Annotated in this window: 21 protein-coding genes and 1 pseudogene; 4 read left to right on the top strand and 18 right to left on the bottom strand. The window is 41.5% G+C overall.

What is annotated here, in order from left to right; translation table 11 throughout:
* From H5164_RS19225 to H5164_RS19160, 14 genes and pseudogenes are all read right to left on the bottom strand, one after another.
* Positions 1–641, bottom strand: a pseudogene (locus H5164_RS19225) (flagellin); the annotation flags it as partial.
* A gap of 163 nt (positions 642–804) precedes the next feature.
* Positions 805–2,025: a flagellar hook-associated protein FlgL gene (gene flgL / locus H5164_RS19220; RefSeq protein ID WP_182757347.1), complete on the bottom strand. Its 1,221-nt coding sequence runs from the start codon at positions 2,023–2,025 to the stop codon at positions 805–807.
* A 10-nt stretch (positions 2,026–2,035) separates the two neighbouring features.
* On the bottom strand, positions 2,036–3,949 hold the full coding sequence (gene flgK, locus H5164_RS19215) for a flagellar hook-associated protein FlgK (RefSeq protein ID WP_182757346.1): 1,914 nt from the start codon (positions 3,947–3,949) through the stop codon (positions 2,036–2,038).
* Positions 3,949–5,076 carry a flagellar assembly peptidoglycan hydrolase FlgJ gene (flgJ, locus tag H5164_RS19210; RefSeq protein ID WP_182757345.1) on the bottom strand — a complete coding sequence of 376 codons (1,128 nt, stop codon included), beginning with the start codon at positions 5,074–5,076 and terminating at the stop codon, positions 3,949–3,951. The genes flgK and flgJ overlap by 1 nt, the downstream gene beginning before the upstream one ends.
* Before the next feature lie 17 nt (positions 5,077–5,093).
* The gene (locus tag H5164_RS19205) at positions 5,094–6,191 is read right to left on the bottom strand and encodes a flagellar basal body P-ring protein FlgI (protein ID WP_124016913.1); all 1,098 of its coding nucleotides are present in this window, start codon (positions 6,189–6,191) and stop codon (positions 5,094–5,096) included.
* Between the two features lie 10 nt (positions 6,192–6,201).
* Positions 6,202–6,876 (bottom strand): flagellar basal body L-ring protein FlgH, encoded by a 675-nt coding sequence (flgH, locus tag H5164_RS19200; RefSeq protein WP_182698003.1) that lies wholly within the window; start codon positions 6,874–6,876, stop codon positions 6,202–6,204.
* Positions 6,877–6,885: 9 nt separating this feature from the next.
* Entirely contained in the window at positions 6,886–7,674 is a 789-nt protein-coding gene (gene flgG / locus H5164_RS19195) for a flagellar basal-body rod protein FlgG (protein WP_124016911.1), read from the bottom strand.
* A gap of 11 nt (positions 7,675–7,685) precedes the next feature.
* Positions 7,686–8,429, bottom strand: coding sequence for a flagellar basal-body rod protein FlgF (gene flgF / locus H5164_RS19190; protein ID WP_124016910.1), 744 nt, complete (start codon positions 8,427–8,429; stop codon positions 7,686–7,688).
* Positions 8,430–8,680: 251 nt separating this feature from the next.
* Positions 8,681–10,060, bottom strand: coding sequence for a flagellar hook protein FlgE (flgE, locus tag H5164_RS19185; protein WP_182698001.1), 1,380 nt, complete (start codon positions 10,058–10,060; stop codon positions 8,681–8,683).
* Between the two features lie 60 nt (positions 10,061–10,120).
* Complete coding sequence (gene flgD / locus H5164_RS19180) at positions 10,121–10,906, bottom strand: flagellar hook assembly protein FlgD (protein WP_182742694.1); 786 nt, start codon at positions 10,904–10,906, stop codon at positions 10,121–10,123.
* 23 nt (positions 10,907–10,929) lie between these two features.
* Positions 10,930–11,346, bottom strand: coding sequence for a flagellar basal body rod protein FlgC (gene flgC / locus H5164_RS19175; protein ID WP_124016907.1), 417 nt, complete (start codon positions 11,344–11,346; stop codon positions 10,930–10,932).
* Between the two features lie 2 nt (positions 11,347–11,348).
* Entirely contained in the window at positions 11,349–11,747 is a 399-nt protein-coding gene (gene flgB / locus H5164_RS19170; RefSeq protein WP_182757344.1) for a flagellar basal body rod protein FlgB, read from the bottom strand.
* Between the two features lie 135 nt (positions 11,748–11,882).
* Entirely contained in the window at positions 11,883–12,716 is an 834-nt protein-coding gene (locus tag H5164_RS19165; protein ID WP_124016905.1) for a protein-glutamate O-methyltransferase CheR, read from the bottom strand.
* Positions 12,717–12,781: 65 nt separating this feature from the next.
* On the bottom strand, positions 12,782–13,702 hold the full coding sequence (locus H5164_RS19160; protein ID WP_124016904.1) for a chemotaxis protein CheV: 921 nt from the start codon (positions 13,700–13,702) through the stop codon (positions 12,782–12,784).
* 384 nt (positions 13,703–14,086) lie between these two features.
* Between H5164_RS19160 and flgA the strand changes: the two genes are divergently transcribed.
* The 3 genes from flgA to H5164_RS19145 all read left to right on the top strand — a co-directional run bounded on the left by flgA (position 14,087) and on the right by H5164_RS19145 (position 15,785).
* Entirely contained in the window at positions 14,087–14,794 is a 708-nt protein-coding gene (gene flgA, locus H5164_RS19155) for a flagellar basal body P-ring formation chaperone FlgA (protein WP_182757343.1), read from the top strand.
* A 73-nt stretch (positions 14,795–14,867) separates the two neighbouring features.
* Entirely contained in the window at positions 14,868–15,200 is a 333-nt protein-coding gene (gene flgM, locus H5164_RS19150) for a flagellar biosynthesis anti-sigma factor FlgM (RefSeq protein WP_182697998.1), read from the top strand.
* A 99-nt stretch (positions 15,201–15,299) separates the two neighbouring features.
* Positions 15,300–15,785, top strand: coding sequence for a flagella synthesis protein FlgN (locus tag H5164_RS19145; RefSeq protein WP_182757342.1), 486 nt, complete (start codon positions 15,300–15,302; stop codon positions 15,783–15,785).
* 107 nt (positions 15,786–15,892) lie between these two features.
* On the opposite strand, the gene H5164_RS19140 is transcribed toward H5164_RS19145, so the two are convergent.
* The gene (locus tag H5164_RS19140; RefSeq protein ID WP_182721957.1) at positions 15,893–16,453 is read right to left on the bottom strand and encodes a chalcone isomerase family protein; all 561 of its coding nucleotides are present in this window, start codon (positions 16,451–16,453) and stop codon (positions 15,893–15,895) included.
* 161 nt (positions 16,454–16,614) lie between these two features.
* The gene (locus tag H5164_RS19135; RefSeq protein WP_182697995.1) at positions 16,615–17,094 is read right to left on the bottom strand and encodes a DUF2947 domain-containing protein; all 480 of its coding nucleotides are present in this window, start codon (positions 17,092–17,094) and stop codon (positions 16,615–16,617) included.
* A gap of 400 nt (positions 17,095–17,494) precedes the next feature.
* Between H5164_RS19135 and H5164_RS19130 the strand changes: the two genes are divergently transcribed.
* Positions 17,495–18,802 (top strand): site-specific integrase, encoded by a 1,308-nt coding sequence (locus H5164_RS19130; protein ID WP_182757341.1) that lies wholly within the window; start codon positions 17,495–17,497, stop codon positions 18,800–18,802.
* A 46-nt stretch (positions 18,803–18,848) separates the two neighbouring features.
* Here H5164_RS19130 and H5164_RS19125 read toward each other — a convergent pair whose 3' ends face one another.
* Positions 18,849–19,271: a hypothetical protein gene (locus H5164_RS19125; RefSeq protein ID WP_182697993.1), complete on the bottom strand. Its 423-nt coding sequence runs from the start codon at positions 19,269–19,271 to the stop codon at positions 18,849–18,851.
* Between the two features lie 166 nt (positions 19,272–19,437).
* Positions 19,438–20,064 (bottom strand): DUF6988 family protein, encoded by a 627-nt coding sequence (locus tag H5164_RS19120; protein ID WP_182757340.1) that lies wholly within the window; start codon positions 20,062–20,064, stop codon positions 19,438–19,440.
* Positions 20,065–20,257: the final 193 nt, after the last annotated feature.

Below are 20,257 nucleotides of genomic sequence, written 5' to 3'. Positions count from 1 at the left end.
GCTGATTCGGCTAAGGTTACACCAACAACTTTACCATTAACACCAAACGTAGTGTCAGCAGCTACCGTTGAAGTTAATGCGGTATTGGCCTCAACACCAAAATCAGTACCAACTCCAGACACGGTGTGGTTACCGATTTTATTAGCCGCCACTGAAGATATAGATACCGAAATCGTTTCATTGGCATTAGCGCCTACTTGAAACTTTTGAGTACCATAACTGCCATCAATCAATTTTTGCCCACCAAATGAGGTAGTATCTGAAATTCGCGTCAACTCAGTCTGTAAGGCTGACATTTCTTTTTGCATTGCAGTTCGGTCATCGGTCGAGTTTGAACCGTTAGCCGATTGCAATGATAAGTCACGCATGCGTTGCAATATGTTGGTCGACTCTTGCATTGCACCTTCAGCTGTTTGCGCAATCGAAATACCGTCATTGGCATTACGCATAGCAACACCAATGCCATTAATTTGGCTGGTTAGACGGTTAGAAATTTGCAAACCTGCAGCATCATCTTTAGCACTATTAATGCGAAGACCAGATGATAAACGTTCCATTGACATAGAAAGTTTACCATTAGCGCCATTCAAACTATTCTGCGCTTTCATTGATGTGACGTTAGTATTAACTGAAATAGCCATGTTACGTTCCTCTCTTAGTAGCATTGCCAAGACTAGGAGCTTGGCTAAACGTGTTAATCAAGTTATTGAATCAAAACTGTTCTATAAACAGATGCCGCGGATTAATAACAGGTAAACATTGTTGATAGTAAATTGTGTCTATTCGCGCTAAGCAAAATGGACGTTATATATAGTCAAACAAACTGGTCGAACTTACTTTACTGAACAAACTCGATGCTGCATTGAGTGCTAGTTGCTGCTTTTCGAATTCGGTAATGGCCGAAGCCAAATCTAAATCTTCTAACTTTGATAATGCCGAGGTGTTAATCAACTTTTCATCAGTATGGTTGTCGCTATACTGCTGCAGCACTTTTAGGCTGTTGCCGGTTAAGCTACGTTGCTGACTCATTTGATTGACGCCACTATCAATGTTATTCAAGAGCTGTGCCAACTCTGACTGTCCAGCAGGTGTTTGTGCATCATCACCACTTTCAAATAATGCGATAGCCTTGCTGAAAGTATTGAATATACTGACTTGTGCCACTTCTTCTATGCTGAAAGTATCGCCAATTGCAGGTTCGCCATCGATGTTAATTTCCATGCCGTTGAACTTAACCGGCATCGAAGCGTCAAAAGGAGCTGCTGGATAGACAACATTTGCCGTCGGTGTGGCATTATCTGTCACCTCTACGTTCAGGCCACCGGTGCCATCATCGGTAAATGCAAAGCTATATGTGTAATTACTATCTACATAACTGGCGGTATCAGTAACCTTGGCGCTTGTTACGACAAAATCACCTTGTTGAGTTGACGAATAATTGACGCCATAGTCGCCCATGGCATTGGGCGCGTTCATAAAGGCGGCATCGCCAGGAGTATTGGTATTAACTTGGACTCCTTGGGCAATATTACTTTTACGAATGCCGGCATCACCGCTGTAAACCACATCACCATTATTATCAAACGCAAATGGTGCGCTGTTGGTTTTATTGCCAGCAAAAATATAATTGCCTGATTCGTCTTTGGTGTTGGCAATGGACATTAATTGTTCAAGACTTTGACGCATGTCATCGGCAATCACTTGCCGCTCGGCGGAAGTCATGCTGCCGTTAATGCCGCGAAGCATTGACTCTTTCATGCTGCCAGCCAAGGTATCTGCTTGGCCTAACTGACTTTCGGCTTGTTGGATATGGTTAGTGGCGTAATCGATATTTTTTACAAATTGATCCACCAAAGCATTTTTTTGCTTCAAGTTATCAATACCAATAGCCGCAACTGGGTCGTCACCAGCGGTATTGACTTTTTTGCCGCTAGAAATTTGTGCCATTATGGTGTTGGTGGCAGATTGCTTTTCTAATATGCTATTAGTGTTTTGCTGAAACATCTGTCCGGTAGAAATTCTCATGATATATCTCCTAGCGAACCGAGCTTAATAGAGTGTCGAAAATGGTTTGTGCAGTTGTCATTATTCTGGCGGAGGCTTGGTAAGACTGTTGAAAACGCAATAAATTTGCTGCTTCTTCATCAAGGTTGACACCAGATTCACTTTGCACACGGTTACTGGCTTGTTGATATATTGCCGTTGCCGAGCCCACTCGCACTTCAGCAGACTTAGTTTGGCTACCAATATCCAATTTAGTATTTTCAAATACGCTGTTTAAGGTACCAGTGCCGTTATTCATCAATTTAGCATCAGACAATTTAGCCATTTCAACTGCATTACTGTTGTCGCCTTCTGCAAATGACAAATCAAACGTGAAACGTTCGCCAGTCGCAGTACCTGAAGTGGTAATATTAAAGTCCATGCCAAAAGCGTTAATGTTATTGCCGGTATAAGCACCTACTCCCAACGACACGCCAGCACTGTCAAATGCTTCGTAAGTATTGGCTGCAGTATTGATTTGAAAAGTAATCGACGATCCAACACCCTGGAAACCCGCAGCGCTGGAGTTCATGCTATTTAAACTGATAGAAGTATTACCAGAATTGGCAACGTCGGCACTTAAACTAGGCCCCGCAGCAGCAATGCCTTTAGGATCGGTCATCACCACTTTTAAGCCTGCAGCGGCACCAGCGGTTGGGCGGATTTCAAATTTATCACCGTCCGCTACGGCACCACTGGCAATATTAATGCTAAAACCTGCACCACCGGTAAGTTGACTACCCGATACTGTTAATGTGGTTTGCTCTCCAGTTTTAGTATCTTTTAATTGGTAACCATCTGCGATGGTATAGCTCAACTCGTAGCTGCCACCAGATAATGCACCCACATCATCAATATTGACCGACATTGCTGCTGTACCAGTATTGGTAGAATTACTTGCTGCACGGCCTGATGCCATTAATGGATCGTTAATGTCACGAAAGATATCGCTACCGACGTTACCGTTTAAGTCAAAACCTTTGGATTGCATTTCGTTAAAGGTGTCTGCAATGCCTAAGGCTAATTGGCCAAGTTCAGTGCTGGCCGGTAATAAAGTGTCATCTCTAAATGAAAATAATGCGCCAAGTTGACCGCCCAATTTAGACGGATCAATGTTAAGAGTTTTATCGCCAATAGAAGCATTAATGCGCGGTTCATTTGGATATGGATCGCCTGGGCTCATGCCAATTGACATCGACACTTCACCTGACACCAACATCACTGAACCGCCCAGCATAATTGATTTTGCGCCAGTATCTAATGGAATAACATTCACCTGAGCATACTGGCTGAGCTCTAAAATGAGTGCGTCTTGCTTGTCCAGCACTTGGCTGTCATCGCCTTGAGATTTCATCAATTCTAAATTGATGCTGCCTAATTCTTTACTTATCTCATTTATACGAGTGGTAACGGATTCAATTTGGCTATTGGTTTGCTTTACCTGACCATCAAGTTGCGACTGCATTTGATTTAGACCAGCGGCTAACTGCTCTGCAGAGCTGAGACTACTGCCGCGAATACCTAAATCGGTCGGTAAGTCGGCTACATTATTGATGCTAGCAAAAAAATTGTTCAAATTTTCTGGCATCATTTTGCCAATTTGAGAATAAATCTGGTCTAACTCACTCAACTTACTGTAAGAGGTTTCAGCCGCACTCATGCTGGTTTGACCTATGCGTAACTCACGCGCGGCAAATTCGTTATAAACACGCTTAACATCGGACACATAAGTGCCGGTGCCATAAAAATTATTGCCTAAGCGTTGTGATTCTAATGATGACTGGGTAGCAACTTGCCTGTTGTAACCAGCAGTATTTGCATTGGCAATGTTATTACTGGTGACGCCTAATTGCGCTTGAGATGCTTGAACGCCTGTGCGAGCGATATTGAGTAAGTCAATCGACATTATTTAGTCTCCACAGGTAATACAGATTTAAGGCCTTCTTTTACCGACTTCATCACATTGATAATTTTATTGGCATATTGAGGGTCGGTGGCATAGCCTGCTTTTTGCAGTGCTTTAATAAACTGAGTCGGCTCTGCGGCAACTTTACGCGCATCTTGATAACGATCACCTTGGCTAATAAACGACACAAAATCGTTAAAGCTCTGTTCAAGGTTGTCATACATTCTGAAATCCGCTTTTTGTTGCACCGCTATGCCCTTTTCAAATTCCAATGTATTAACAGAGGTTTTGTCACCCTGCCAACGTTTATCAGCTTTGATATTAAATAAGTTATTACTCATAGTGCCGTCATTACGACGTACCACTTTTTGGCCCCAACCGGTTTCGAGTGCTGATTGAGCGATTAACACTTCAGCTGAGGTACCCAGGGATTTAGCCGCTTTTTCAGCGTGGGGATACAACACCGAAATAAAATGTTCTGGACTGGTAAATTGACTTACCGCAATACCTTTGCTTTTTGCCATAGGGGTATCAACCGGCGGCAAACTTTTGCCCGTTTGTAACGCTTGGCTGGTTAATTGCTCGCCGCGTAACACACTGTCTAATTGCTCACCAGATAACACCCGAGAAAGCTTGGCTGTCATAGGTTGCATAGACTGCGCATGATCAATAACAGAATGCGATGCCGCTATTTGATCTTTTGGTGCTATAGCATCTAAGGTGTCTTTATCTAACTCTGTGGCTGGCGCAACAAACATGCTCGGGTTTACTTTGTAGTCGCTATTACCGCGTAATACTGATGCCGGAGTAATAGGGCTATTTTCTGGGTCTAATTGCTGCACCATCATTTCAGCCAGCCCTAGCATGCCTTTATTGGATAAATCGACAGACATTTGTTGATCACGCATTTGTTCAAAAAATGCTGTTGTTTCACTGTTCATTGGATTGTCTGACTTAAACGCGGCATTAGCATCTCGCATGCTTTTCATGAGCATTTGAATAAAGATCCCTTCAAATTGCTTAGCCGCTTCTTTAAGTGCCCCCTTCTCGTCTTTCTGGGCTTGGACACGAAGTGAATCTAGTCCTCCTAGATCCAGAAAGTTCGATGAAGCTGACAACTTTTCCATAGTCATTCCGACAATATTTAGATGATGATAAGTTCACCATGCAAAGCGCCTGCCATTTTTAACGCTTCGAGTATGGCAAGAACATCTGATGGTGCTGCGCCCACTAGATTCACGGCTCTGACAAGCTCATCAAGAGTGGTGCCTGGATTAAACATGAACATACGACGATCTTTTTCTGACACATCAATCGTACTGTTGGTGGTAACAACCGTATTACCACCCGCTAAGGGGTTGGGTTGTGATACTTGCGTAGCTTCGGCAATAGTCACGGTTAATCCACCGTGGGTCACAGCCGCAGGCAGTAACTTGACATTTTGACCAACCACAATGGTGCCGGTACGAGAGTTAACAATGACTTTGGCTGACTCTTCAGCCGGAATGACCTCAATGTTTTCTAATGTTGATAAAAACGATACCCGCTGTGATGCGTCGCGCGGTGCACTGACTTGAATAGAAGTAGCATCAATAGCTTTTGCCATGTCGGGGCCAAGTAAATCGTTAATCGCATCGGCAGTACGTTTGGCGGTAGAAAAATCTGAGCGACGTAAATTAAATGTCAGGTAATCACCACTAGCAAACGGACTGATCACACTGCGTTCAACAATGGCGCCACTTGGAATACGGCCAACCGTTGGCGTATTTTGAATCACCATAGAGCCATCAAGCCCTTCGGCACTAAAGCCACTCACAATTAAACTGCCCTGAGCAATGGCATACACATTGCCGTCAACCCCTTTTAAGAAGGTTTGCAATAAGGTGCCACCACGTAAACTTTTTGCCTCGCCTAAACTAGACACGGTAATGTCAAGATTTTGACCCGGCTTGATAAAGGCTGGCATTTCAGCGTGTACAGCAACAACGGCTACGTTCTTTGAATTTGGACGAACTGATTCAGGTAAATTAATGCCAAAGTTTTTTAGCATGGTTCTAAATGTTTGTTCGGTATACCGGGTTTTCTCCCCGGTACCAGGCAAACCAACAACTAAGCCATAACCCACTAGTTGGTTACTTCGTACTCCCTGAATACTGGCGATATCTTTAATCCGCTCCGCATTTGCAGAAGCGCTGAGCATTAATATCGACGCTACAAGCGACACGATCAATTTAGTTTTCATGCATTACTCCTTAGAAAGGCCACCAGTCACTCATAAAGAATGAACTCAGCCAACCGACTTTTTGGGAGTCAGCAAACGTACCGGTACCGCTATACTGAAAACGAGCGTTAGCCACTCGTGTAGAATCAATTGTATTATCTGGGTTAATGTCTTCACTGCGGATCATGCCAGTGACGCGAATAAACTCATCACCGTTATTGATCGAAATCCATTTTTCACCACGGATAACTAAATTGCCGTTGCTAAGTACTTGAATGATGTTGGCTGAAATACTGCCATCTAAACTGTTTGATTGATCGGCATCTGATTCTCGCTTGGTATTCATGCTGTCGTTATAACCAAGATCGAGCGGGATACCACTTATAGACACATTTTTCCCACCAGCATAAATAGGCTCGACGGTTAAGTCTGTGCCTTTTTTGATTTGGTTATAGGCACTTTTTTTCGCCTGGGTTGATTCTTTTAAGGTCACAGTGATGATGTCACCGACCCGATGCGCACGAATATCGGAATACAAGCTTGATGCCTGGCTATCAAGATAAATAGATCCCGTTGGCACCACTTGCGTTGGTACAGTATCTGGGTATACCGGCGCATAAAATGGATCATCAGCAATCGGTTTCTTGGGCGTAGAACTGCACCCAGCCAATAACAATACTGACGCTAACGCAATGTATTTAATCATGTTAGCTCCTTAGAGATTCTGATTAATATAAGACAGCATCTGATCAACCGCCGAGATAACTTTGGAGTTCATCTCGTAAATACGTTGACCTTGAATAAGGTTAACCAATTCTTCTGTCACATTAACGTTAGAGGTTTCCAATGCGCCTTGGCGGATAGAACCTAAACCGTCTTGTGATGCAGTACCTTGAATAGGCGTGCCACTCGCACCTGTCTCGGTGTATAAGTTTTGCCCTAATGGATCTAAACCAGCAGGGTTAATAAAATCGGTCATGGTTAACTGGCCAATAATCTGACTGGCAGCTGTACCTGGGGTTTGCACTGACACTTCACCCGAGGCCGACACCGTAATACTGGTGGAGTTTTCTGGAATAGTGATAGGCGGTTGAACCACATAACCAGAACCTGGTGTGACGATTTGGCCGGTATCATCTAAGCTGAACTGGCCGTTACGGGTGTAGGCTGCTGTACCATCTGGCATTTGCACCTCAAAAAAGCCCGAACCTTCAATCATTAAATCTAATGAGTTATCTGTAGTCAGCATGTTGCCTTGGGTAAACATTTTTTGCGTGGCAACCACTTTAGTACCTGCACCAATGTTTAAACCATTAGGTAACTTGCTATTGTCTGAGCTAATGCCACCAGCTTGGTTAACCGTTTGATAAAGAAGGTCTTCAAATACTGCACGACTTTTCTTAAATCCAACGGTACTGGCGTTAGCCACGTTATTTGAAATAACCGCAATATTGGTTTGTTGGGCGTCGACACCGGTTTTACTTATCCATAACGCTGGATGCATAATAATTACTCCTAACTAATTCTCATCAAGGAAGTGGACGCTCGATCAATCTCTTCAGCGTTCTTCATCATTTTGACTTGCATTTCGTATTGACGTTGAATATCAATCATGGCGACCATTTCATGCACAGAATTAACATTACTGCCTTCGACCGCACCACTTTCAACTTGAACGCCTGGGTCGTTTGGCGCATTGCCACCGGCAATAAGACGAAATAAACCATCTTCACCGCGCATAAGGTTTTCGTTACCAGGATTAACTAACTTAATCCTTCCGACCTCTTCTATTACCTCTGCGGTTGCCCCTTGAGGGCGTACAGAAATAATACCGTTGGCCGAAATCTCTATTTTTTCAACTGGAATGGGTAACACAATGGGACCTGAAGCGCCCATAACGGGACGATCACGGCTATTTAATAACAAGCCGGTACTGTCAATTTTTAGACTACCAGCGCGGGTATATGCCTCGGAACCATCAGCCGCCTGCACAGCAAGCCAGCCATCTCCTTTAACCGCAATATCAAGATCGCGACCAGTAGTTTTAATGGGGCCGCCATTAAAGTTACTGCCTGGGCTTTCCATCATCGAAAAAACCCGTGTAGGCAAACCTTCACCAAATGCCTGCATTGAACGGGCTTGGACCATGTCAGCTTTAAATCCATCAGTATTCGCGTTAGCAAGATTGTTCGCACTCACTGCTAGGGCATTCATCCCTTGCTTTGCGCCGCTCATGGCAATATAAAGAAATTTGTCCATTTTTTGCTCCGTCAAACTTTCTGCAAAGACACTATATACACAGAACAAGCAAGCATCATGCCAATGAGTTTTAAGTGAGGGAGTTGGGATGTAACTGTATGAATCAGTTAATCAATAAAATTAATGGGTAGCGCATGAGTGTCAAAAAAGAATCTATCGACAAGAGGGGGAGTAACAACGGGGACAAGTAACGAGGTGGAAAAGGCAAGGTGTTGCCGTAAACGGCAACACCTATATAGCCTAAGGATCATTTAGCGGATCTGTAATATCGTTTGGTTCAAGGTATTGTTAACTTCAAGCGTACGTGAGTTAGCTTGGAAGTTACGCTGAGCTGAGATTAAATCGACCAGCTCAGTGGTTAAATCAACGTTTGACTGTTCAAGTGCAGAAGAGCGAATACTACCAAATGTACCACTATTTGCCTCACCAGCTAATGCCGCGCCGGAACCTAAACTGGCTTTCCAAGACGTATTACCCACCTGAGTAAGACCTTGCTCATTAGCAAAACGTACTAATGCCACTCGCGCTAACGGCACAGTTGAACCATTACTATAACTGGCGGTAATCAGACCGTCAGACCCAATACCAACATTGGTTAATCGCCCTACGGTAATACCATCTTGAGTCAATTCAGTGACTTCAAATGGAGAAGCATACTGAGTTGGATTATTAAATTTTATCGTAAGTGTTTGAGTGCCGTCGGCTCCAGGGCCTAAAGCACCTGCACCGCCAGAACCTAATGCTTCAGTGGTAATGTTAGCAGGATCACTGCCAGTATAAGCACCAACAGAGTTAAATTTAAGCACAGCTCCTGACCAGACTCCACCTAATCCATCGGGATTAGCAGCAGATGCTGTACCCGTTGCGTCAGCAGTGCCATCACCATTGGTATCTGTTGAATAAGTACCAGCGCCAGCCGCAACATCAACAGGATCGCCATCAACTGCATAAAAGGCAACCCAATTACTTTCACCTGTAAATGAACCATTGGTCGGTTTAATAAAGTAAGTGGTCATAATGTGCGATTCACCTAATGAATCATAAATCGTCACCGAGGTAGAATTATTAAACGTATCAGAATCAGCAGGATTAAAATTAGCTGGGTCTAATGCGGTTTCACCCACATTAAGGTTCATTTGCAAACCAACATTTCCGGTTTGCACAGGGCTACCTGCAGTGTCAGGGATCTTAATCGGTTGGGTTGTGGTTAAACTCACAGAAGTCGAGTTACCATCTTCATCAACAGGGAAACCTTGTAAAAAGTTACCCGCTGAATCGACCATATAGTTGGCCGAGTCAACTTTAAATGCCCCTGCACGTGTATATGACTGATCTTGCGACCCTAACTCAGACGACGTAACAAAGAAACCACCGCCACTGATCGCCATATCCAGTGAATTACTGGTAAATTGCAAACTACCTTGATGAAATTGCTGTGCCACTTGAGTGGTGGTTGCTCCACCACCGACAGCGGTTTTACTGTTCGAAAAAATAGAATTTGCGTACACATCAGCAAACTCAGCTCGTGATTCTTTGAAACCAATAGTATTCACGTTAGCGATATTATTCGCCGTTGTATTTAAGTCTTTTTGCGCGGCAGCAATACCACTCAGTGCAATGTTAAATGACATAGTTCACCTCTCACAATTAATTCATTTATCAATAAAGCCAATAATTCAATACAGGCCTTACTATGTTTCAGATACTGCGAGTACGTCAGATAACTTAATTCCGCCTACTCCACGCAAATTCAAAATGGCCCCAGTCGCTGCAGTGCCCAGTGACACACTTGTCACATGTGCATAAGTTGATACCGCTAAATCTTCCGACGTACCATCAACTTTACCACTGGCTTTTATCGAGTAATTACCCGCTTTAACGGGTTGGCCATCCTTACCTAAGCCATCCCATGTCACATCAACATTGCCGCCTTTACTGCCATCAACATTAAAGCTCTTGATCAGCTGACCCGACTCATCTTCAATTTTCACCGTAATCGTTTCAATTGCAGATGGCGTACTGATCACACCTTTAATCTCAGGGCTTTCAGTAGAAATTGCCCCGGTATCAGAAGGGATAAGCACTTTTCGACCCACCAAGCCTGATGCTTGTAACGCTTGGCTAGAACTCATTACCGTATTGAGGTTAAGGATCTCATCATTCAGATTTGAAATACCGTCAACCGTCGAAAACGATGCCATTTGGGCAATCATTTGATCATTATCAACCGGTTTAAAAGGATCTTGCATAGACAACTGTTGACTGAGTAAAGCAAAAAAATCTTCTTGCTTTAACATCTGATCTTTTGATTCAGGGATCGCACTTTCTTCAGGTAATCGAATTCCGTCAAGGAAAGGGTTCCCAGTAGTAGTGCTGGTTGTATTTGTCTGTACAGAACTTTTCGTGGTAGCACTTGTATTTGATGTGCTACTGGATTGTTGCGGTAAAGACTGACTGTAAGAATTAACGAGGCTCATTGTTACCTCCTTGAATAATCATACTATTTACCCATCCTTAACGTCTGTTGCAACATAGACTTAGTTGCATCAGCCACCTGAACGTTCATTTGATAAGAGCGTGATGCAGAAATCATATCGGCCATTTCTTCCATCACATTGACATTCGGTTTATAAATAAAACCATCACCATCAGCCATCGGATGATCTGGCGAGTATTCTTTTATTAATGGTTTATCACTTTCAACAATGCCTTTGACGTTAACACCCGGCGAACTATTTTGCTGGCTATTAGCTTTAAGCATTTCAGCCTCAAAAATGGGATGACGTGCTCGATAAGTTTTATCAACACTGCTTGATACAGAATCCGCATTGGCAATATTACTGGCAGTGGTATTCAAACGCACTGACTGCGCAGACATACCTGATCCAGACACATTGAAAATATTAAATAAACTCATGATTAATCACCTCGCAAAGCTTTACGCATGCCATTAAACTTACCTTCAAGGAAGCCTAATGACATTTGATATTCGAGCGCATTTTGCATAAATGCTGATTGTTCTTTCTGCGTATCAACAGTATTACCGTCACCTGTATCGGCCTGATTTGGAACACGATATTGGACATGTTGTTGACTTAACGCTGTTAAATCGAAATGTTTTTCTGTGGTTTGACTCATGCTCAAACCCTTCTGATGTAAGCTTGCTGCTTGCATAGCAGAAGCAAAATTAACATCTCGAGCTTTATAATGAGGAGTATTGGCATTGGCGATGTTACTTGAAATCACTTCAGCTCTTTGAGCTCGTACGCCCAAAGAATATTGGTGAACACCTAATGCATTATCGAAATTAATCGCCATAAAATTGCCTCCATCAGCTAACTGATAGATATAAAGCAAAGGTTATGCCAACAATTTTTATAATGGGAGAATAAAATAAAAAAACTAACATGCCGACGATCGTCGGCATGGGGTGAACCTAATCAACTGTTTTAGCTAGGTTTTTTTCTGGTAATAGATACCGGGATTACAGCGAACCATATTAAACTCTTCGGTTAACCCCGCAAGAGATTCTGACGCACCTAAGAATAAGATACCTTTAGGATTAAGTGCGGCAGCAAATTGCCGCAAAATGGTAGCCTTTGCCTCTGGCGCAAAATAAATCAATACATTACGGCAAAAAATGATATCGAACTTGCCTAATAAGCTATAACTTTCAAGTAGATTATGTGCTCTGAAGTTCACTAAACGTTTTACGTTATCTTTCACTTTCATATTGCCAGACGGTAAAGCATCAAAAAACTGACGTTTACGCTCTTCAGACAAACCACGAGCCAGAGCTAAACCATCATATTCAGCATTCTTACAACGCTCTAACATAGAAGGTGATAAATCTGTTGCCTGAATTGTCACGCCCCCAGGCAAAGCACCGGGTTTACGCTGTTGATATTCCAACACTGTCATAGCTAAAGAGTAAGGTTCTTGCCCAGATGAGCAAGCAGCAGACCATATTTTTAATGGTCGGCCCAACTTGCTGTATTCAGGCAACAAAGAATTACTCAGCAACTCAAATGGATAACGGTCTCGAAACCATAAGGTTTCGTTAGTAGTCATCGCATCTATCACTTCAGCGCGTAATTGACGCTCTATCGGTTTCATCGACTTTTTAACCACCTCAGATAGAGAAGGCAAATTATGCTTTCCCATCAGTGGCGCTAAGCGGCTACGAACTAAATACTGTTTGTTCTCACCTAACACAATACCGCTATGCTGCTCTAAAAACAGCCTAAATTGATTGTACTCTGCTTCAGCAAGTGATTTATCTGTCACATTATCTTCCTAATATGTTTGCCGATGAGCCGACCGAACGTTCAATATTATTCAATTCTAAACAATTATAAACTCAAATGTTTGTTAACCGCTGCGGCTAATTCATCGGGGTTAAACTTAGCAATAAAATCGTTAGCCCCAACTTTTTGTACCATCGCTTGGTTAAACACACCACTTAACGATGTGTGCAGTACGACTTTTATATTCTTTAACTTTGGATTATCACGAATTTCTGCTGTTAGAGTGTAGCCATCCATTTCAGGCATTTCAATATCAGAAATAATCAACGGAATTTCCACTGATACATCATCCATTTCTTTGGCAATATTTTTCAACATCTCTAACGCTTCTCTACCATCTTTGGCAGTATCGATTTGCAGATTTAAAGACTCTAACGAACGAATAATCTGTTTACGTGCCACTGCAGAATCATCAATAACCATAATATGATAATGCTGTTCTCTATCAATCGTTAAAGTTTCGTTGAGTTCTTGACTGATCGAAGTCTTAACCGGTGAAATTTCATCAAGAATTTTTTCAACATCCAAAATCTCAACCAACTCGCCTTCTATCTCTGTCACTGCGGTTAAATATGAAGAACGACCAGAACCTTGTGGAGGCGGCATAATTGCCTCCCAATTCATGTTGATAATACGTTCAACAGAACTCACTAAAAAGCCTTGAATGCTTCGGTTGTATTCGGAAATGATAATAAAGCAATTTTCTGTTGATGTCAGCGGACGACCACCCGTTGCAGCACTTAAATCGATAACAGAAATCGTTGCGCCACGAATATGAGCAACACCTTTAACATAACGATTTAATTTAGGTAAGGTTGTCAGTGGTGGGCATTGTAAAACCTCTTTCACTTTGAACACGTTAATCCCAAACCGTTGGCGGCCGTTAAGCCTAAATAATAGTAACTCGAGTCTGTTTTGCCCGACAAGCTGAGTACGTTTATTGACTGAATCTAAAATGCTCGACATAACACGACCTTGTAGTTAACTGTCACCCAAAAGGATAAAAATTATTCATTAAAATTATAGTAAACCCAGGTTCAACACAATACGTTAGCTCATTACATCTAGCTCATTTATCGCTAAAGACCTACCAACCTTGAGTGTAAACCATCAACAACCCAGCGAATACTTATCTATTCATTAAATTAAAAAAGTGGGCATACAACTTGCTTTAATTTGTATTAATTAACTCACACACGGTGAGCTGACACTTTTTTGACGGGGACATAATGAAATTATTATGTCATCGGTACATATTTTTTAGCTTATTGTGTATGCAGAGATAGCCCGCATATTTTCCGTTTTTAAAAGTATAGGTGTATTCTGGCAAAACAAGCTAGTATCTTCATTATGAAAGTATTTTTTTTATGTTTATTATGTTCAATAACATTTTTTTTGCCAGCATTTGCCAGCGAAGAGATAATAACACCCTCACTATCGACCATTTATGACTTAGCTAAAGAGACGATAGAAAAAAAAATCGAAGCAGACTCAAAAGCTAAGGTCGAAATCACCCCACAAAACCTTGAAGGTCGTGTCAATCCTCCGCGGTGCTATCCACCGATAACGGCTGAGCTTGCCAGTGAACGAGCGATTAGTCGCAATAATATGGTAAAACTGAGCTGTGATAGTCCAGACTATGACTACCCATGGCAAATGTATCTCTCAGTTCGAGTTGAAATTCAATACCCCGTTGTCGCGGCAAACCAGATACTGTCACCAGACCAAATTATTGACCAACAACATTTACACATTATGTATATTGATCAATATAGTCTAAAAGGCCAATTTTTTTCAGATATCAACTCATTAATTGGTTCAAGAGTAAAACGTCGGGTTGCGAAAGACTCTCCAGTCTTAAGTAATAACTTGTGTTTTGTTTGCAAAGGAGACACGATTTCTATTTATGCTAAAACCGCTAATATTGAAATTAAAACCCTTGGTGAAGCTTTACGGGACGGTAATCTCAATGAGGTTATCAGAGTAAAAAATAGTAATACGAGCAAACAATTTGATGCTGTAGTAATTGGCATTGGCGAAGTTGAAGTAAGAATGTAAAATAGAGTTAAAGTTTTTTCCTGGACTGCCGATAGCCTGTTTGGAAAACCTGATAATTACGCTGGAGCCTCCCATGGCAATTGACATTAAGCATAACACTGCTACTAATACACAACTGCGCACTGCACGTGAAACGCAGTCTAATACCAAATCTGATACTGCAGCTGTGGCGCAAAAAACAGCGACTCCAGTTAAAACTGATTCGGTTAGCATTACCTCTCAAGCTCAACAGCTACAGGGCGCGCAAACTAAAATGGCATCATTGCCTGAAGTAGACCAAAAAAAGGTCGCTGAAATTAAACTCGCAATCTCTGAAGGACGATATAAAGTCGACCCAGAAAAACTTGCGGCTAATATTGCTAGTTTTGAAGCAGAGCTAGGCAGTCTATCATTTGACAAAGAGTAACCGTTAAATGTTACTCTTTAATTTGCTTTAACAACACTAGAATAATAGGTGCGCATTTGCATCATAGAGAAGTGTTAGTAAAAAAAACAAGAGTAACTTATGACACAAGTAAACGTACAATCCTCAGGACAATCCAACGATCCGCAAAACAAGCAATTACTTACAGAACTGCATACTTTGCTTGATACGCAAAATCAGACATTAGTTCAGCTAAAACAGCTGATTTCAGCAGAGAAAGCTGCGTTAGAAAAGCAAGACGCCGATCAATTGCTGGCACTTTCCAAAGATAAAACCCAGTGTTTATTCAATATGAAAACCACTGACGAAAAACTGGCTAGTCATCCACACCACACGCTGATCACCACAGATGTTGAACTGGCACAAAAAGTTGCTCAAGCAAAATCGATACTCGCTGAGTGCAAAGACATCAATAGCCAAAATGCCAGTTTAATTGAGCTCAATATCGCCAGCCTCAATAGATTCGCACAAGCATTACAAGCTAGCCGCAACGCTTCAAGCTTGACCTACAATGACAAAGGCAAAACGTCGACCATTTCAACGCTAGGGAATGACTTTTCAGCCTAGCGTTAAAATCTTGGTAGCAAGCCATACGAGCGATGACATGCGATAACGAGCCAAGTGCCACCGTGAGCGCAGTGTTCGCTTGTTATCGTTCCTTCCTAGCAGGAGATTTACTGAGCGAGCATGGCCTCAAGTAAACTTTGTTGCGCAGGATGTTCACCTAACCAAATCTTAAGTAATGCCTGACGAAATGCTTCACCAGCAATATCACCCTGAGCCATACCATTTTTAATGCTGCTCACGCCCTTGCCTTTTTGAGTCACAAAAGTGAATCGATCACCTTCAACAATCTCGTCAGCAAACAGCTGGGTAAAATGTTCAATATCTTTGGCAATAGAATGAGTGTCACCGTCCGTAGCAGCATCAAAACCGTCAGTAATTGCATCACGCATTTTATCTGAGGTAATCATTCCAGAGGTAATGGTTAACTGTATAACCGCAATCGGCTGCGCCAATACATCATCTAAGGTTTGCACTTTTGTCGGTAAATACAAACTGCCCACATATAAGTCAATAAAAAACTTGCTGCGCACTCCTGCGCCATTCAGTATTAATGGTTGCTCAGCAACCGTCATTTGCTCTACCACATCAATATCGCCAATCACTTTAGCGTGCGCGAATGACGGCAGCATCAACACTAAACTCATACCCATTAAAGCTAATAACTTCATATAAACTCTCTAAAAAAACGCCACAAAAATAACCACAGAAAGAATAAAAAGTGGTTTTATGCCTGGCAATATATACCGCAACCAAATCACATACTAAAACTCAGCGATTAACCGTTAATAGCTTATTTGCCGAGTATTGCACTTCGAGGTTGAATAAGGGGTTAACCACGAACACCTAACTTAAATTGGCCATTCTGATTAAACATCAACGCTTGCTTGTGCTTAGGTGAAATTAAAATTGGACCATCATCGAAAAACAAGAAGCACTTCCAATTACGCACAAAGACATCCCAACGCGTTTCAATGATTTGGTACTTTTCATAACAAAAATACACCACCACATCATCAGGCCATTGAATATGTGTACTAACAGCTTCAGGCATCGCGTTGTCCAGAGAGTCCCACGCCGATTGCCAATGTTCTGTTGCCGTCCAAGCATCTTGCTTTATTGGCCAATCACCTTTCTCAAATAATTCCGCACGACTGCTCTTATTGCTTATCCACTTATCCCACACTTCCATGGCACTTTTATCGGTCAGTGGTTTAATCAAGGCCTTATCATCATCTGATACAGGCAAATCTTTATGGTTAAAAATCCACTTACGCTTATAAAGATCAAACGGAATATATGAATGTGACAAACAACTGCTCCTAGCAATAAAAAATGAAGCACAATTATAGCGCTAAAGCCGATCAGACTGCGATAGTGATAAACACAAATGATGAGATGATTTGTTAAAAAGATTAATGCTGTAGTTAAAAATATTGATACGAGTAAATATCTTAATTCTGGTAAGGGACAATGAAATAAATCAGATGATGAGAAAAGACAGAGAATGAGCATAGGAGTAGTTTATATGGTCTCCCCACAGGTGAGTTTGGTTGACTTTAACCAAAGTTAACCAAAATTAACTAAATGTTATTTATCAATACCTTAAATAGATAATTGCATTTTTGACATTAACCAAAATTACTGTAAATTAGTCAAAATAGATTCCAGAGGCGGCACATAGGCGGCACAACTTTTGAGGCTAAGTGATTATGGATAAAGAATTTACTTTCAATAAACGCTGTTTTGAACAGCTAAAAAGTGCCCCAAAACGCTATAGAATTGCCGATTTAGACCAAAGAGAGTCAGTAAAAGGCCTAATTTTAGAAGTTATGCCATCAGGAAAAAAGTATTTTCGCTTTAGACGCAAGCACTTAGGCAAAGACGTTGCCGTCACTATTGGCCTCTTCCCCAATTTGACCATTGAGCAGGCACGTAAGCAGGCCAAATTAATCGCGGTAGACATTGCCCAAGGTATTAACCCCAACGAATCTAAACGACAAGCCAAAGAAGCGATAGCCCTTGAAGATGCCCTATCCTTATCTGTTCAACAATTATTTGACGCATACGTTGCTGAGTTCAACATCAAGATTAAATCTGGTGAACGTCGGCAAAAGTCATTAGATGATGTTCATTCCATTTGGAATAAACATATCAAACCGCGCATTGGTCATTTAAGAGTTGAAAGCATTTCTAAAACGGATGCTGAAAATTTTATCAAACTGATTATCACTAAAAACTCTGCCGCCATCAGAAACAAATGCCTGACCTTGCTCAAGTCGATGTTCAATGACCAACCTGCTAATCCGTTTGTGCATATCAAAAAACTAGCAGGCACAAAGCGAGAACGTATTTTAGCCGAGCATGAAGTTAAGCGACTACTTGAAGCTTTAGAGTTAGAGCTACCTATTTACCGCGATGTGGTGATGATGCTGCTATTAACAGGCCAGCGTAAAAGCTGCGTGTTCAGTATGGAATGGCGCGAGATAGATCACCAACGTGGTATTTGGCTTATCCCTACCAGCAAAATGAAAGTTAAAAAGCCTCATGCTGTGCCACTCACTAAAGAAGCGATGGATATTCTAACCAGACGCAGCCAAGAAGCAGCTAAAGGTGAACGCTTTGTATTCCCGAGTGAGCGCAGTCAATCAGGCCATATTATCGAAAAAGCAGGTAAAGGCAGCTTCTGGCATCGCATTACAGAACGTGCAGAGCTTCGCGGTACTGAAAAAGGTGATAACGTCACCATTCACGATTTAAGGCGAACCATAGCAAGTTGGAGCGTCATGCGAGGCGGTAACATTCAAACAACGAGTAAACTATTAGGACATAGCGATATCAGCATTACAGCCAGCACTTATGCTCATTTAGATATTGAACATGTTAGGCAAGAGCTAGGTATCACTACTGCTCATTTACTGGGGACTTTTCAGCATGAATCGAAAGTGGATAGATTGGCTAAGGAAATAGAACAGCTCTCCACGGAGGAAAGAAGAGAGCTGCTAGATAGATTATATTGAATTAAAATTTTTTATAAAATGTTAATTTGCAGTATTAACATGTTGTTTAACAAGATGATGTTGGGAAAACGATCGCGAGATACTGTGCGAGAATAGTTGATAATGCTTGTTGTTTACCTTGAGGGGTTTTCGCCAACGCCTTAGTTTTTTCAATATAATCTTCAAGAAGTTGTTTACCTGTCAACTTAGCAGCTTTATCCATACAAAAATATATAGGCTCATCATTTTTTAGAACTAACCTGTTTACTGTTAAGTACCCAATAGAGAGAGCCTGATAAGCATGAAAAAATATAAAAATGCAAGCATCTTGATTAGATTGCTCTGGAAGTGAACATAATTTAATGAAACCTGCATGTGTAAGTGTTCCATCGGACAATTGCTCTCCTGGTTGCGGTGTGGCTGCACTGACAGAAGTGATGCAAAGCGTTACTGTTAATAGTATTGAAAGTACTATTGCACTTATTTTCATTTAAGTTACTCCTAGGTTTGTTTGCAATAACTTAAATGAAAAGGTGTATCCTTTTAGTGACTAACGTCTTGTTTTTTAATTTATTTTCGATATTTTGTTAATGACATTGCGTTTAGAGTTCACCAGTAATCAACTTCGAAACTGCATCTAATTCCATTTAATACTCCTAATTATCTTGTGTCAGGTAATTAAAACAATCCTGATATTTTTTAAAAGAAGCCATAGCATTAGCAATAATCAGCGGGTTCTGAGTCTGATGAGACCAAAAGTACCCTGCGACTCCGCTGAGTTGGTTAGAATTTTTAAGAACATTTTCCAACAGTATGACTGGGTAGCCCTGCTTCTTACGGCTGATGACATGTATGCCTCCATGGATATAAGAACTGAGAGACCTGTATGAGTTTTCTTTGAATTCAAGTAGCGGTTGAAGTGCATTTTGTGGTGCTTTTCCTTCCATTGCCTTCATCATTTCACCGACCATAGGTATTGAATTAGCCGCTTGAGCAGACTCGTTTGTAAGCTCTGAAAGTAATTTATCCACCATAATGTCTGATGCCGCGAAAACTAACCAATGCGCTCTGACTAAAGCCTCATATTGGAGCCTTAGTAGGCCTAAAGCTGATGTAAAAGCATTAGCGTGCATTAGAATTTTAATACTCAGTGCATGCTCCATAACAACTGAGCAGAGAATACGAGCGCCTTCGGTTCGTTTTGATTTTTGTGCTTCAGGATGTGCTAGCAGTCCATTAACAAAGTTTTCGAACTCAGCAGAGCGAGAGAGAAGCTGATCCATGCTTAACCTAATTATTCACAAATGAATCGTTCAAGTTTACTAAATATTAATTACAGGAGCTACGAGTATTGTTAAGAAAATTAGTTTGAAATAATAATTATACTCACAATAATTTGAGGAATATTAGACTAAGTCTTGGGGGGAGTGCTTTTTCATGCAAAAAATAGCAAAAGCTTTATATCAATTCATTAGA

Origin of the sequence: Shewanella sp. SG41-3 (genome assembly GCF_014164545.1) — a bacterium.
Classification (GTDB): Bacteria; Pseudomonadota; Gammaproteobacteria; order Enterobacterales; family Shewanellaceae; genus Shewanella; species Shewanella vesiculosa.
This window is presented reverse-complemented; position numbering and strand designations above follow the sequence as displayed.